The sequence below is a fragment of the Pseudomonas khavaziana genome, assembly GCF_036704165.1.
Taxonomy (GTDB): domain Bacteria; phylum Pseudomonadota; class Gammaproteobacteria; order Pseudomonadales; family Pseudomonadaceae; genus Aquipseudomonas; species Aquipseudomonas khavaziana.
In genome coordinates this window covers 3455652-3469235 of record NZ_CP129946.1, presented here as the reverse complement: position 1 = coordinate 3469235, position 13584 = coordinate 3455652, and the positions used below count along the sequence as shown (strand labels likewise).

The window sequence follows — 13584 nt, the reverse complement described above, 5'->3', positions numbered from 1 at the left end:
TGAAGTGTTCAGGTAACTTCTAGAGTCCCCGCTAACAGCGCGTTATTTAATATGCGCGCAGCGGGCTACTACTGGACTTGTTCATAAAGAACTCCAGGGTATTAATAAGAAAGTTGCAGTTTTCAGCCAGGTCAGGCGGCGCGAGCGCTCACATAAACACCGAGCATCAAGCTGGCTTGCGCCAGGCTGGAAACCTTGGGTCTCTGCGGGTCTTGAGGGTCGGCGTGGTCCCAGTGCTGCACCAGTTGGCCGCTGTCGGGGCAGATACGCCAGTGCGCCAACGGCAGTGCCGGACGCGCTTGAGGGGAGGGTGCAGCAAAGGTTGAGCGGGTTGGCGTAAAGCCCACGGACTCCCGGCACAGCTTGGCGCGCAGGGCGGCGTCCAGCGTGCGTACATCGGGCAAAGCAATGAGTTGGAAGGTCATAACACACCTCGGGACCGGACACGCGACCGGTGAGGCAGTTACGGTGGAGCATCGAGCTCTAGCGCAGCTTACCGGACCTGGAAGGCGAGTCCTGTCATATTCTGGGTTTGGCGCCCGATGCCCGCGTATGCGGTGCTCGGACAGCGACTAGATACTGTGTCCATTGGCTTCTTTTGTGAGGTTTAAAAAAGGCCCCAGTTGCGGGCACGGGCAATCTACTCAGGCCATGTCAGAATGTCAACGCATGATTAATTAAATCAACCTGCGTTCAGAGTTCATTCAGACAAGAGGCGTGCTCAAGTTGCTGGGTATATAACTTCATATACCTTGGGCGGCGAGTATCGCCAGGTAGATCAATATCAAACCGCACGCGGCATAACTGACACGCTGCCAAGTCGGTGATGCGTTCTTGCGCAACAAATTCACCAGTGCGGCAACCAGGAAACACGAGAGTACCGACGCCAGCATGAAGCCGGCAAAAAACATCAGGGTCTGCCCGTGGCTGGGCGTGGCGCCGACGATGCCCGACAGCGCACTGCCCAGCGCGCCCCAATAGACAATATTCTTCGGGTTCGCCAGGGAGATCGCCGCCCCCACGGCCAGCGCATTTTGTCGGGTACTGGTCGGTGCGTCGCTGGCTGCGGGCAAGTGCCAGGCGTCGATCAGGCTGCGGATGCCCAGCCACGCCAGGTACAGCGCACAGACGATCGTCAGTGGCACCCGCACGGAGTCATGCTGGATCAGCAGCGCGATACCGGTAAGGCCAATCACGGCCCAGACGGCATCGCCCACCAGCGAGCCGAACTGCACCAGCAGCGCCGGTGTGAAACCGTGGAGCAAGCCGCGGCGCAGGGTCTCCGCCAGCACGGCGCCGGGGGACAGGCAAAACACGAAACCGAAAACCAGTGCGTAGAAAAAGATCGTCAGCATGCCCGCGTCCTTTCAGGAAAGTGCGAAAGCATACTTCAGCGCAGGGTTAAGAAACCATGCAGATTTGAATGGTCCACGATCCAAATGTGGGAGGGGGGGTGCCCTAATGCCAGTCAGTTAAGCGGTCATCGCCTTCTGTAGGAGCGAGCTTGCTCGCGAAAAACGTCAACGATAACGCGTGTTTGCTGAATGAACGCGGCGCCTGTAAGTTTTTCGCGAGCAAGCTCGCTCCTACAAAAAAGCCTTAACTGACTGGCATTAGGGCGTGCCCCCCGATAGCAGTGTGTCAGTCAGCCCATCTGTAGCTGACCCTCCGCTATCGGGAGCAAGTCCCCTCCCACATTGAAGCTATACGCTCAAGTTCAACCTTCAATTCATCCGAGTTGAGGTTGGCAAATGGCAGCGCAAAAAACGCCTCGCAGCGAGCGGCAATGATGTCGAGGGTGGCCTTGAATGCAGCGTCTAACTGGGCTTCATTACCCTGCACGTGGGAAGGGTCCTGCAACCCCCAATGCGCCTTCACCGCTGAGCCGAAATACACGGGGCAAGCTTCCCCGGCCGCGTTGTCGCACACCGTGATAACCACATCCGGCGGGTTAACTTCAAAAGCGTCATTGCCCTTGCTGTACAAACCTTCGGTGCTGATGCCCGCCGCCTGCAGCGTGCTCAGGCTGCGGGGCAAAACCTGGCCCTTGGGAAAACTGCCGGAGCTGATCGCCTCGAAGCCCTCAGGCGCCATGTGGTTGAACATGGCTTCGGACAAAATGCTGCGGCAACTGTTGGCGGTACACATGAACAGCACTTTCATTGCAGTCTCCTTTAGACGCTCAGGCGCAGGGCGAGGGCGGCGAGGGTGATCAACAGCACCGGCAAGGTCAGCACGATGCCGACTTTGAAGTAGTAGCCCCAGGTGATAGTGATGCCTTTGCGCGCCAGGATGTGCAGCCACAGCAAGGTCGCCAGGCTGCCGATGGGGGTGATTTTCGGGCCAAGGTCGCTGCCGATCACGTTGGCGTAGATCATCGCGTCCTTGATCACGCCTACAGCATGACTGGATTCGATGGACAGAGCGCCGATCAGCACCGTCGGCAAATTGTTCATTGCCGATGAAAGCAGTGCCGTCAGCACGCCGGTGCCCATGGCGGCGCCCCACACTCCATAGGTGGCGAAGGTGTCGAGCCAGGTCGCCAGGTAGTCGGTCAGGCCGGCATTGCGCAGGCCATATACCACCAGGTACATGCCCAGGGAAAAGATCACGATCTGCCAGGGCGCTTCCTTGAGGACCTTGCGCGTGGAAATCTTGTGGCCCTTGGCGGCAATCACCAGCAGCAGTACCGCGCATACCGCGGAAATCGCACTGATGGGAATGCCCAGCGGCTCCAAGGCAAAACAGCCGACCAGCAGAATGCCCAGTACCCACCAGCCGGCGCGAAAGGTCGCACGGTCATGGATGGCACTGGCAGGGTCTGCAAGGTCGGCCGGGTCGTAGACCTGGGGAATATCGCGGCGGAAAAACCACAGCAGCACCGCCAGGGTCGCGGCGACGCTGACTAGGTTCACCGGCACCATCACCGCGGCATATTCGTTGAAGCCGATCTTGAAATAGTCCGCCGAGACGATGTTGACCAGGTTCGACACCACCAGCGGCAGGCTCGCCGTATCGGCGATAAACCCGGCGCCCATGACAAATGCCAGGGTTGCCGCCGGAGAAAAGCGCAAGGCCAGCAGCATAGACATCACGATGGGGGTGAGGATCAACGCCGCGCCGTCATTGGCAAACAACGCCGACACCAGCGCGCCAAGCAGCACCATATAGGCAAACAAGCGCCGCCCACGGCCACGGCCCCAGCGGGCTACATGCAGAGCGGTCCAGGCAAAGAAACCGGCCTCGTCGAGCAACAGGCTGATGATGATCAGCGCGACAAAGGTACCAGTGGCGTTCCAGATGATGTGCCACACCACCGGGATGTCCGCCAGACTGATGACCCCGCTGGCCAGGGCCAGAATGGCGCCCAGGGTGGCACTCCAACCCACGCCGAGGCCTTTGGGCTGCCAGATGACCAGCACGATGGTGACGAGGAAAATCGCAATTGCGACAAGCATGAATAAAGGCTCCGATGGCTTAGCAGCAGGTGCTTGCACGTTGTGGTCTGTTGCCCATTGCATCCAGACGCAGTGCATCGTTCTGCAACCATGGCTGGTTGGCTTGCAAGGTGGTGTCCAGCACCTGAGTCACCCAGGCGGGCAGTGCCGGATTGATGCGGTAGTAGATCCATTGCCCTTGACGGCGGTCCAGCAGCAGCCCGCAACTGCGCAGTTGCGCCAGATGACGGGATATCTTGGGCTGGCTATCGTCCAAGGCATGGATCAGTTCGCACACACAAAGTTCGCCTTCGCGCAGGATCAATAACGCCATGCGTGCGCGAGTGGCGTCAGCCAGGCATTTGAACAGGGTGGGAGGAGAGAGGAAATCGGACATGGTCAATGCCTGCATATATGGTTATTCGAATATACGTATTTCCATATGTTTCGGTCAAATCTTGTTTCATTTGATATGGATCAAATGCCCTGGAAACAGCCACAACTGTTTGAAATTAAAATGAAACACAAAGGTCCTAAAGTGCCTGCCCATTGCTGATGAAGGAAGAACCCGCGTGACCCGTGCCACTCGCAACCTGCGCAAGACCCTGGATTCCGTCGCGGAAAATAACGAAACCGCGGCGTTCGACCTGATGCGCGCCGTGGAAAAACTTGGCGATGAGGTCCTGCGCCAACGCTTGCTCAACACCATCCACCGGTTGAACCAGGATGCCTACGAATTGCGTGAAGCGCGGGATTCGGTGGAGCTGGTTTCGGTGAGGCTCGCCTGAGCAAGATCGTTCAAGACAAGTCCATGGTGGCGCTGGCATGCTTGTCGACTGTCTGTCGATGAGCCGTTTCCATGCCCACTGTATTACCTCATTACGCCTTCACCCGTGGCGCCATCGCCGTTATTCCGTTGTCCCTGGCCTGTGCGCCCTGGGGGTTGCTCGCCGGCTCAATGGCCATCGACGCGCAATTTACCCCGCTGCAAGCCCAGGGCTTGTCTGCCATCGTGTTTGCCGGTGCGGCACAGTTGGTCGCCATCGGCATGGTCAAGAGCGGCGCCAGCCTGATTTCCATCGTGTTGACCACCTTGCTGCTGACCTCCCAGCACCTGCTCTACGGCATGCATATGCGCCCCACGGTGTCGGCGCTCAATACTCGCTGGCGCATGAGCCTGGGGTTCTTGTTGACCGATGAATTCTTCGCCCTGGTCAACCACTACGACCGCGAGACGTTCAATCGTTGGTACGCCCTGGGGGTCGGCCTGACGTTTTATATCATCTGGAACCTCTTCACCCTGGCCGGCATTGTGCTGGGCAAGAGCATTCCCGGCCTGGACCAGTTGGGGCTGGAGTTCTCGATTGCCGCCACCTTCATCGCCCTGATTACCCCCGTGGTGCGCGATGTGCCCACGGTGGTGTGCGTGGCGGTTTCGCTGCTGTGTTCGGTGTGGTTGAGTTACCTGCACTGGGAATCGGCGGTGGTGGTCTCGGGGGTATTGGGGATGAGCGCAGGGTTTGCCTGCAAGCGCCTGGGAGTGGGGCAATGATGATCTACTTGATGATTGTGGTCATGGGCCTGGTGGTGTTTTTCAATCGCTATGTGTTTCTCGAACCGCGCCTGCCCGTGCGGCTCAATCGTGGCGCCCGTGAGTTTCTGGGGTTCGCCGTGCCGGGCATGCTCACGGCAATCTGCGGGCCGATTATTTTCCTGGCGGACCATCAGCTCAACCTGAGCCCGACCAACCCCTACTTGCTCGCCGGCATCTGCGCCGTGGCGTTGATGTTCTGGACGCGCAGCGTATTGATCACCGTGTTGTCGAGCATGGCGTTGTTCTATCTGTTCCGTTGGTGGCTGTGATACCCAGGCAAAAAAACGCCCGCGGGAGAGCGGGCACAAGGGAGGCTTCTTGAAAATGAGCTTGGCCACTATAAGTGGCGAGTTTGCCCTTCACAGTGAAACAAAGTTCATGGGCCCGTCAGCTGGCCCCGACACAATGGTAGAGTCACGGTTTTTCCAAGGAAGCAATGGCATGCACAAGCTGGTAATTGGCGCATTGGTACTGGCAGCACTGGCCGGCTGCGCGGGCTCGAAGATGAAAGAGGCGCGTGCCGCCAACCCCTACAAGACCCTGGCATCGGATAAGGCCACCCTGGTGGTTGCCCAATGCATCCAGTTCGGCTGGCAGGATGAAAGCGTGTTTGGCGTCGACGCCGGCGGTTTCAAGGAGGCCACCGACGCTGGTGGTTTCACGGTCTACACCACCGGTGGCGACTACTTTGTCGATGTACTAAGCAGCGGTGCGGGTTCTTCCGTCAAGTATTATGCCGCTGAAGACAATATGCCGGCCAAGCGTCGCCTGGCTGCGCTCGCCACTTGTCTGTAATACCTTGCCTTAGTCATATTGCGAAACGCCTGGCGGGACAGCTGCTGGGCATTGTCTTATGATTCACTCGCTCGCTCGACGTGATGGCTCTTTACCGGTACACGGATGTCGAGGCCTAAACGTCGGGCGAGCACCTCTTTGTCGCGCCTCAACGCGGCATGAATCCCAGGTGCCAGCGCCGTGGGATCATCAGTGTCACCAGCCCCAATAACCCTGCCAATGCACCGCTGACCCACAGTGCACGCAGGCCCATCTGCTGTTCCAGCAGCGCGCCGATCACGGCGCCGATAAACATCCCGGCCCATGGAATCAATTGCACGCGCCAGCCATTGCGGCGTTCGCCCAATAGCCAGCGTCCCAGGCCGCGGCCAAAACGTGAAAGCGCGCCGGTGACATAGGTGAGCCCCACCGGCAAACCATTCACTTCCTCGACGGCCGCGTTGAGCATGCCCATGGCGATAATCGCTGCCAGCAGAGCCGGCAGGGTCTCTGTCGAGGGCCACAGCGCCGCGCCGCAGAGCAAGGCGCCGATGCACAGCAAGAGTGGCAACGCGTGACGCTTGCTGAAGCGGCTGACCATTACGCCCAAGGCATTACCCAGCACAAAGGTCGCGATCAACAGCACCAGGCGTCCGGTGAGCCCAAGGTCGCCGGCGCTGATGGCCACCGCCAGCCGGGTAGTGTTGCCGCTCATGAACGAGACGAAATCGCCACTGGCCATAAAGCCAATGGCGTCGGTCATGCCGGCCAGCACCGACAGGCACGCCACCAGCGTCATGCCCACCCGCCCACGCCAGCGCTGTCGATGGGCTAGCGTAACGTTGGTGTAAGGCTTGCGGGACGAAGGCAGCATGGGGCCGGTTTCCTCGGTGAGATTATCCGGCCACTACCGTAGGACGCTTTGCGTGCGGGTGCAATAATCTCAGGCATGCTCCAGTTGCCAACCGGCGCTGTGCCACGTCAAATGATGAGTCGGCTCAATCGCCTCTAGAAAGGCCTCGTCATGGGACACCGCCAGCATCGCGCCGCCGAAGCCTTTCAAGGCCTGTTCAAAGGCGAGCACCGATTCCAGGTCCAGGTGATTGGTGGGTTCATCCAATAGCAGCAGTTGTGCGGGGGTAGCACGCCACAAGGCAATCGCCATCGCGGCTTTCAAGCGTTCTCCGCCGCTGAGTTGCGCCACCGGTTGGGTGACCCGCAACGCATCCAGTTGCAACAGTGCCAGGCGCGTACGCAGCTCAGCTTCAGCCAGCGGGGTGTCGAGCAGGTTGAGTTGTTCGATGATGCAACGCCGGTCATCCAGCAGCGCCAGGTGCTGATCGAGATAAGCGCTGGACACCGCCACCTGGCACTCGCCACTCACGACCTGCCATTGGCCGGCGAGTAATTTGAGCAGGGTGGATTTACCGCAACCGTTAGGCCCGCGCACGGCAACGCGCACGGGCCCTGCCAGGTTAATGGTCAAATAGCTGGAGGGCGCCAGCGCATCGAGCCAGGGCAACTGCGCACCTTCCAGCGTCAGCACTTGCCGGCCGTTGGGCACCGTCGAGCCTGGCAAGGCGAGCAGGGTGGGCGTCTCATCCACCACGTGCTCGTAGGCTTGACGCACCTGGTCATCCAGCTGGTTTTTGTGCGCGTGATGAGCGCTGCGCACAGTGCTGACAATTTCCGTGGCGGCGCCTTTCCAGCGTGCCTTGGTGAAGCGGTCGACGTTGGCGGTCTCGGCGTTTTTACGCGAGCGTGCGGCGTTGCGCTGCAGGCTGTCATGGTCTTTTTGCAGGCGCCGACGCTCTCGGCTACGAGTCTGGCGCGCATGTTCCCACGCCGCGATGGCGGCCTGCTGCTGCGTCTCCCGTTGCTGGTGATAGGCATCGTAGTTGCCGCCGTAAACCTGGACACCAAGGGGGGACAATTCGATGATGCGCCCCATGGCGTTGAGTAGCTGTCGATCATGGCTGACCACCACCAGGCCGCCACGCCAATCGCCCAGCACCCTTAACAGCCAAGCGCGCCCGGCACTGTCGAGGTGGTTGCTCGGTTCGTCCACAATCAGCAACTGCGGCGCCGCCAGCAGCGCACCGATCAGAGCGACCCGAGCCAATTGGCCGCCGCTGAGTTGATCAGCCCGGGTGCCGGCGCTGAGGGTTGGCAAACCCGCCGCGTCCAGTGCCAGGCGCAGGCGCTCGGCCAGATCCCAGCGATCGTCGATCAACTCCAGATCACCGACACGGGCCTCACCTCGGGCCATACGCTCAAGGGCAGCCAAGGCAGGGGCCGTGGCGGTGATATGGGCGACCGTTGCGCCTGCTTGAACCGTCAGCGCCTGGGGCACATAGACGACGCTGGACGGCTTTTTCAAGCTGCCGGAGGAAGGCAACAATACCCCGGCCAGCAACTTCGCCAGGATACTTTTGCCGCGCCCATTGCGCCCGACGATACCGGTGGGCGTGTTATCAATAGATAGGTTCAGGTCCTCCAGCAAGGTTTCGCCATTGGCGAACTGGAAAGACACATGTTGCAGGGAAACAAGCACGGGCAGCCGGTTGACGTCAGTCATCAGCACCTCCAAAAAAATGTCGAACAGGCCAACAAGCGCGCCAGGCGGCTCGTCGCAGATACATTTTGGAAGGCTTAGTTGTTCACGTCGGCGGTCATCCCGTTAATCAGAAGGGACGCAGAGGCTAACCCACCTTGGCTTTGTGCGGCAAGTCTTCGGCGAGTTTCTCAAGGAACATCGCCAGGGCCACTTCTTCGGCTTTCAGACCTTTGCGCACCCGAGGCTTAGGCAGCTTGGACAATTCACCAAGGCTGAAATGCTCAAGCACCGCAGGGTGGATGTAACATTTGCGACACACCGCAGGCGTGTTGCCCAACTGCCTGGCAACGTCCTTGACCATTGCCACCACATGCCGCTTGGCGTCGGACTCCGGCTGCCACGCCAACTCGCGCAACACCGCCAACGCCATGGCCGTGCCGGCCCAGGTGCGATAGTCCTTGGCGGTAAAGTCTTCGCCGGTCAGTTCATGCAGGTAGGCGTTGACGTCGTGGGAACTGACGGTATGGCGTTCACCGTCTTCGTCCAGGTACTGGAACAGGTTCTGCCCGGGCAACTCCATACAGCGCCTGACCACACTGGCCAGGCGCCGGTCCTTGACGCTGACCTGGTGCTCGACACCGCTCTTGCCACGAAACTGAAACTGGATCTCGCTGCCCTTGATATCCACATGGCGGTTGCGCAGGGTGGTCAGGCCGTAGGATTTATTCTCGCGAGCGTACTGGGTATTGCCGACACGAATCAGCGTGGCATCGAGCAACATCACCACCGTTGCCAGGACCTTTTCGCGGGTAAACCCCGGCTCGGCGATCTGTGCTTCCAGCTGTTTGCGCAATTTCGGCAAGGTGTTGCCGAAGGCCTGCAACCGCGAGTACTTGTCGCTGTCACGCACTTCACGCCAGCGTGGGTGGTAGCGGTATTGCTTGCGGCCACGGGCATCGCGGCCGGTGGCCTGCAGGTGGCCGCGAGGGTCGGCGCATATCCATACATCGGTGTAGGCGGGCGGCACGGCCAGGGCGTTCAGGCGTTTGATTTCATCGGCATCGGTGATGCGCTCGCCTTTGGCGTCCAGGTACTGGAACTTACCCCGCACCTTCTTGCGGCGAATGCCAGGTTGGGTGTCGTCAACGTAATGCAGGTCGCGGGGCAGGTCGGCGGGCAACGAAGAATCGGGCATGGTGCGGGTTCCTTGACAACAAATCAGGCCGGTATGTCTGATTGACCGCAGCGTCTTTCGGTCGTGCCAATTGGTTACGCCAGCACTGCTACCGCCTTGATTTGCGCCCACAACGCTTGGCCTGGATGCAGATGCAACTGATCGCGGGAGAAGCGCGTAATGCGTGCCAGCAACGGCGTGCCGCCTGCATCCAGGCGCACCAGCACATGGGCGCTGTTATCCGCACCAATGTCCTGGGTGACGGTGACGGGGAGCCGATTGAGGATGCTGCTGTGTTCCTCTGCCTGCAGGCTCAAGCTCACATCCCGTGCCTGCACCTTGACCCGCAGCTGTTGGCCCACCGCCAGTGGTGCATGGGCCACGCGGATCTGCAGCGGGCAGTTGGGGAGTTGCAGGGTGAGTAACTGATAGTGGGCGTCGTAGGCAATCACCTGGCCAGCAATCACCACGCCGGCATCGTCGCCCAGGGCCAGGGGCAGGTCGAGCCGTGCCAGGGTTTCGCCGATGGGCCCGCTGGCCAAGGCTTTGCCTTCGCTGAGCAAGACGATATGGTCGGCCAGCCGCGCGACCTCATCCTGGGCGTGGCTGACGTACAGCACCGGTATATCCAGCTCGTCGTGCAGGCGTTCCAGGTAAGGCAGGATCTCGCTTTTGCGTTTGCTGTCCAGGGCCGCCAGGGGCTCATCCATCAACAGCAACCTGGGGCTGGTCAGCAAGGCGCGGGCGATGCCGATGCGTTGGCGCTCGCCGCCGGACAGGTGTTGCGGCTGACGCTCAAGCAGGTGGCCGATGCCCAGCAGCTCGGTGGCCTGGGCCATGTCCACGCGCCGTTGCTGGCGTGGAATGCGCTTGAGGCCGAACGCCAGATTGGCCCGTACCGATAGGTGGGGAAACAAGCTGGCTTCCTGGAACACATAACCCAAGGCGCGTTTGTGCGCGGGCACAAACAGCCCTTTGTGGCTGTCTTGCCAGACCTCATCGTTGATCTGCACAAAGGCCTCTTCGGCGCGCTCCAAACCGGCGATGCAACGCAGGCAGGTGGTCTTGCCGGAACCGGAATGCCCGTATAGCGCGGTCACGCCGCGGCCGGGCAATTGCAGGTTCACATCCAGGGCAAAGGTGGAGTATTTCAAGTGCAGGCGTATATCAATCATCGCGTTCAGCTCCAGCCCATCTTGGTTTTGCGGCTGGAGTACAGCGCCAGCAACACGAGGAACGCGAACACCACCATGGCACCGGCCAGCCAATGAGCCTGGGCATACTCCATGGCTTCAACGTGGTCGTAGATCTGCACCGAGACCACCCGGGTCTTGTCCGGGATATTGCCGCCGATCATCAGCACCACGCCGAACTCGCCAACGGTATGGGCAAAGCCGAGGATCGATGCGGTGATAAACCCCGGGCGCGCCAGGGGCAGGATCACTGTGACAAACGTGTCCCACGGATTAGCACGCAAGGTCGCGGCCACTTCCAACGGGCGGGTGCCGATGGCGGAGAAGGCGTTCTGCAACGGCTGCACCACGAAGGGCATGGAATAGATCACCGAGCCGATCACCAGCCCGGCGAAGCTGAAGGTGAGGGTGCCCAGGCCCAGCCACTGGGTGAACTGGCCGAAGTAACCGTTGGGGCCCATGGTCAACAGCAAGTAGAAACCGATGACCGTTGGCGGTAGCACCAACGGTAATGCGACCACTGCACCGATGGGGCCGCGCCACCACGAGGTGGTGCGCGACAGCCACAGGGCAATCGGAGTGCCGATGATCAACAGGATCACAGTAGTCAGTGACGCCAGCTTGATGGTCAACCAGATCGCGGAAAAATCAGCACTCGACAGGGGCATTTACAGCTCGTAACCGTAGGATTTGATTACAGCCGCTGCTTTCGGCCCTTTCAGGTAGTCAACCAGGGCCTTGGCGGCGGCGCTGTCCTTGCCCTTGTTGAGGATCACGGCGTCCTGTTTGATAGGATCATGCATGGATGCCGGAACAATCCATGCCGAACCTTTGGTGACTTTGCCGTCTTTGTAGATCTGCGACAAGGCGACAAAACCCAGCTCGGCATTGCCGGTGGATACGAACTGATAGGCCTGGGTAATGTTCTGGCCCTCGACGAGCTTGTCCTTGACCTGTTCGGTCAAGCCTTGCCTGGCCAGCACTTGGGTGGCGGCCAGGCCGTAGGGCGCGGCTTTGGGGTTGGCGATGGACAGGTGCTGGAATTGGTTTTTTTTCAGTACGTCACCCTTGGTATCCACGTAGCCTTCCTTTGCCGACCACAGCGCCAGGGTACCGACGGCGTACGTGAAGCGCGAGCCCTTGACGGTATCGCCTTCGGCTTCGAGCTTTTGCGGGGTGGTGTCATCGGCGCTGAGGAACACTTCAAACGGCGCGCCGTTCTTGATCTGGGTGTAGAACTGCCCGGTGGCGCCATAGGCGGCGACCAGTTTGTGGCCGGTGTCTTTTTCGAAGTCAGCGGCAATGGCCTGGATCGGCGCGGTGAAGTTGGCAGCCACCGCCACCTGCACTTCATCAGCGTGGGCCGAACCCAAGGCAAATACGGCAAGCAGGGGGGCCAGGCGTGAGATGCGGGTGATCATGGAGCAACTCCTTGGGATGTACGCTGTAGGCAAGTTGAAAGGTTAATCGCTATGTAGGTGAATATATAGCGAGTGGCCATTGTCGGTACAGCGCAATGTTGCCCAGGGGCGGTGCGATGCCAGTCAGTTAACGCTCTTGTAGGAGCGAGCTTGCTCGCGAAAAACTCACAGGCGCCGCGTTCATTCAGGAAGCACGCGTTATCGTTGACGTTTTTCGCGAGCAAGCTCGCTCCTACAGAGGGCAATGTACGCTCTGCGCGAGGTCAGTTACGCATGAGCCTGGTCAGTGCCTGCTCGGCCAGTTCGCAAGTCAGGTCATAGGTGGACCGGTCTTTGCCAAGCCTCAGGGCCTGGCCCGCCCATAGGTTGCTGAAACCCGCTTCATCCTTGGCCTTGAGCGGCATCAGTGCACCACCGGCTTTTGGGAACGCCGGCGCGACCGGGTTGATAGCGCCAAGTTCACGCATCACGCGGTTGACGATGCCCCGCGCCGGGCGGCCGGTGAACAGGTTGGTCAGTGCGGTTTCGCTGGCCTGGGCATGGCGCAGCGCGTGGTGATGGGAGGCGCTGATGCTGGCTTCGGGTGTGAACAAATACGCGGTGCCGATCTGCACCGCAGAAGCGCCCAAGGCCATGGCGGCGACAATACCCCGCGCATCACCGATGCCGCCTGCGGCAATCACCGGCACGCTGACCGCGTCGACAATCTGCGGCACCAGGGCCATCAAGCCGATCTGGCTGTTGAGGTCGTCACTGAGAAACAGGCCACGGTGCCCACCGGCTTCAACACCCATGGCGATAATCGCGTCGCAGCCGTGCTCCTCCAGCCAGATGGCTTCTTCGACGGTGGTCGCGGAGCAGAGCACCTTGGCACCGCTGGCTTTTACCCGGTCCAGCAAGGTTTTTTCCGGCAGGCCGAAGTGAAAACTCACCACCTCAGGGCGGAACTCCTCAACCACTTGGCAAGCAGCCTCGTTGAATGGTGCACGATTGGACACGGGCGTCGGCGCGTCAAAGTCGGCGCCCAATTCAAGATAGTAGGGCTCAAGCAAATCCTTCCAGCGGCGGTCACGGCCCTCATCGGCTTGGGGGGGCTGATGGCAGAAGAAATTCAGGTTCAGCGGGCGTGCACTGGCTTGGCGGATGACGGTCAGGGCCTCGCGCAGTTGCTCGATACCCAGCGCGGCGGCAGGCATGGAGCCCAGCGCGCCGGCTTGCTGGGCGGCAATTACCATTGCAGTGGTCGTTGCCCCAGCCATCGGCGCCTGGATAATCGGCACATCAATGCCGAGCAGCTCGAGAATACGGGTGTCTGGCCAGGTGCTCATGGGATGCGTCTCCAGCGTTAATAAGGCGTTTCGCTGTTTTAACAGGGCACCTGGTCGCCGGCCAGTCTGTTTTATTCACTGGACGAATGCAGTGTTTTGTGGAAAC

The 13584-nt window shown here is 60.3% G+C and carries 16 protein-coding genes; 4 read left to right on the top strand and 12 right to left on the bottom strand.

From position 1 onward, the window contains the following. Window positions 1-131 precede the first annotated feature (131 nt). From QYQ93_RS15235 to QYQ93_RS15215, 5 genes are all read right to left on the bottom strand, one after another. A complete protein-coding gene (locus QYQ93_RS15235; RefSeq protein ID WP_043047649.1) occupies window positions 132-425 on the bottom strand; it encodes a hypothetical protein in 294 nt (97 codons plus the stop codon). A 318-nt stretch (window positions 426-743) separates the two neighbouring features. Next, window positions 744-1355, bottom strand: a complete 612-nt coding sequence (locus QYQ93_RS15230) for a LysE family transporter (RefSeq protein ID WP_338474936.1) — start codon at window positions 1353-1355, stop codon at window positions 744-746. Between the two features lie 316 nt (window positions 1356-1671). Beyond that, entirely contained in the window at window positions 1672-2163 is a 492-nt protein-coding gene (locus QYQ93_RS15225) for an arsenate reductase ArsC (protein ID WP_338474935.1), read from the bottom strand. Window positions 2164-2174: 11 nt separating this feature from the next. Continuing rightward, window positions 2175-3458 (bottom strand): arsenic transporter, encoded by a 1284-nt coding sequence (locus QYQ93_RS15220; protein ID WP_338474934.1) that lies wholly within the window; start codon window positions 3456-3458, stop codon window positions 2175-2177. Between the two features lie 19 nt (window positions 3459-3477). Next, window positions 3478-3834 carry a metalloregulator ArsR/SmtB family transcription factor gene (locus QYQ93_RS15215; RefSeq protein ID WP_217883560.1) on the bottom strand — a complete coding sequence of 119 codons (357 nt, stop codon included), beginning with the start codon at window positions 3832-3834 and terminating at the stop codon, window positions 3478-3480. A 175-nt stretch (window positions 3835-4009) separates the two neighbouring features. On the opposite strand from QYQ93_RS15215, the gene QYQ93_RS15210 reads away from it, so the two are divergent. The 4 genes from QYQ93_RS15210 (at window position 4010) to QYQ93_RS15195 (ending at window position 5826) form a co-directional block, all read left to right on the top strand. Beyond that, on the top strand, window positions 4010-4225 hold the full coding sequence (locus tag QYQ93_RS15210) for a hypothetical protein (RefSeq protein ID WP_017846326.1): 216 nt from the start codon (window positions 4010-4012) through the stop codon (window positions 4223-4225). A 71-nt stretch (window positions 4226-4296) separates the two neighbouring features. Beyond that, entirely contained in the window at window positions 4297-4989 is a 693-nt protein-coding gene (locus QYQ93_RS15205; protein ID WP_338474933.1) for an AzlC family ABC transporter permease, read from the top strand. Beyond that, complete coding sequence (locus QYQ93_RS15200; protein ID WP_338477261.1) at window positions 4989-5300, top strand: AzlD domain-containing protein; 312 nt, start codon at window positions 4989-4991, stop codon at window positions 5298-5300. The genes QYQ93_RS15205 and QYQ93_RS15200 overlap by 1 nt, the downstream gene beginning before the upstream one ends. Window positions 5301-5472: 172 nt before the next feature. Further along, a complete protein-coding gene (locus QYQ93_RS15195; RefSeq protein ID WP_043051685.1) occupies window positions 5473-5826 on the top strand; it encodes a hypothetical protein in 354 nt (117 codons plus the stop codon). A 148-nt stretch (window positions 5827-5974) separates the two neighbouring features. On the opposite strand, the gene QYQ93_RS15190 is transcribed toward QYQ93_RS15195, so the two are convergent. The 7 genes from QYQ93_RS15190 to QYQ93_RS15160 form a co-directional block, all read right to left on the bottom strand. After that, a complete protein-coding gene (locus QYQ93_RS15190; protein WP_043051684.1) occupies window positions 5975-6679 on the bottom strand; it encodes a YoaK family protein in 705 nt (234 codons plus the stop codon). A 69-nt stretch (window positions 6680-6748) separates the two neighbouring features. Further along, window positions 6749-8383, bottom strand: a complete 1635-nt coding sequence (locus QYQ93_RS15185) for an ATP-binding cassette domain-containing protein (RefSeq protein WP_338474932.1) — start codon at window positions 8381-8383, stop codon at window positions 6749-6751. Window positions 8384-8507: 124 nt separating this feature from the next. Beyond that, window positions 8508-9557 carry a DNA topoisomerase IB gene (locus tag QYQ93_RS15180; RefSeq protein WP_043051682.1) on the bottom strand — a complete coding sequence of 350 codons (1050 nt, stop codon included), beginning with the start codon at window positions 9555-9557 and terminating at the stop codon, window positions 8508-8510. 74 nt (window positions 9558-9631) lie between these two features. Further along, window positions 9632-10711, bottom strand: a complete 1080-nt coding sequence (gene modC, locus QYQ93_RS15175; protein ID WP_338474931.1) for a molybdenum ABC transporter ATP-binding protein — start codon at window positions 10709-10711, stop codon at window positions 9632-9634. Window positions 10712-10716: 5 nt separating this feature from the next. Continuing rightward, on the bottom strand, window positions 10717-11397 hold the full coding sequence (gene modB / locus QYQ93_RS15170) for a molybdate ABC transporter permease subunit (protein ID WP_043051680.1): 681 nt from the start codon (window positions 11395-11397) through the stop codon (window positions 10717-10719). Then, complete coding sequence (gene modA, locus QYQ93_RS15165) at window positions 11398-12150, bottom strand: molybdate ABC transporter substrate-binding protein (RefSeq protein ID WP_043051679.1); 753 nt, start codon at window positions 12148-12150, stop codon at window positions 11398-11400. 263 nt (window positions 12151-12413) lie between these two features. Next, the gene (locus tag QYQ93_RS15160; RefSeq protein WP_338474930.1) at window positions 12414-13478 is read right to left on the bottom strand and encodes a nitronate monooxygenase; all 1065 of its coding nucleotides are present in this window, start codon (window positions 13476-13478) and stop codon (window positions 12414-12416) included. Between the last annotated feature and the right edge of the window lie 106 nt (window positions 13479-13584).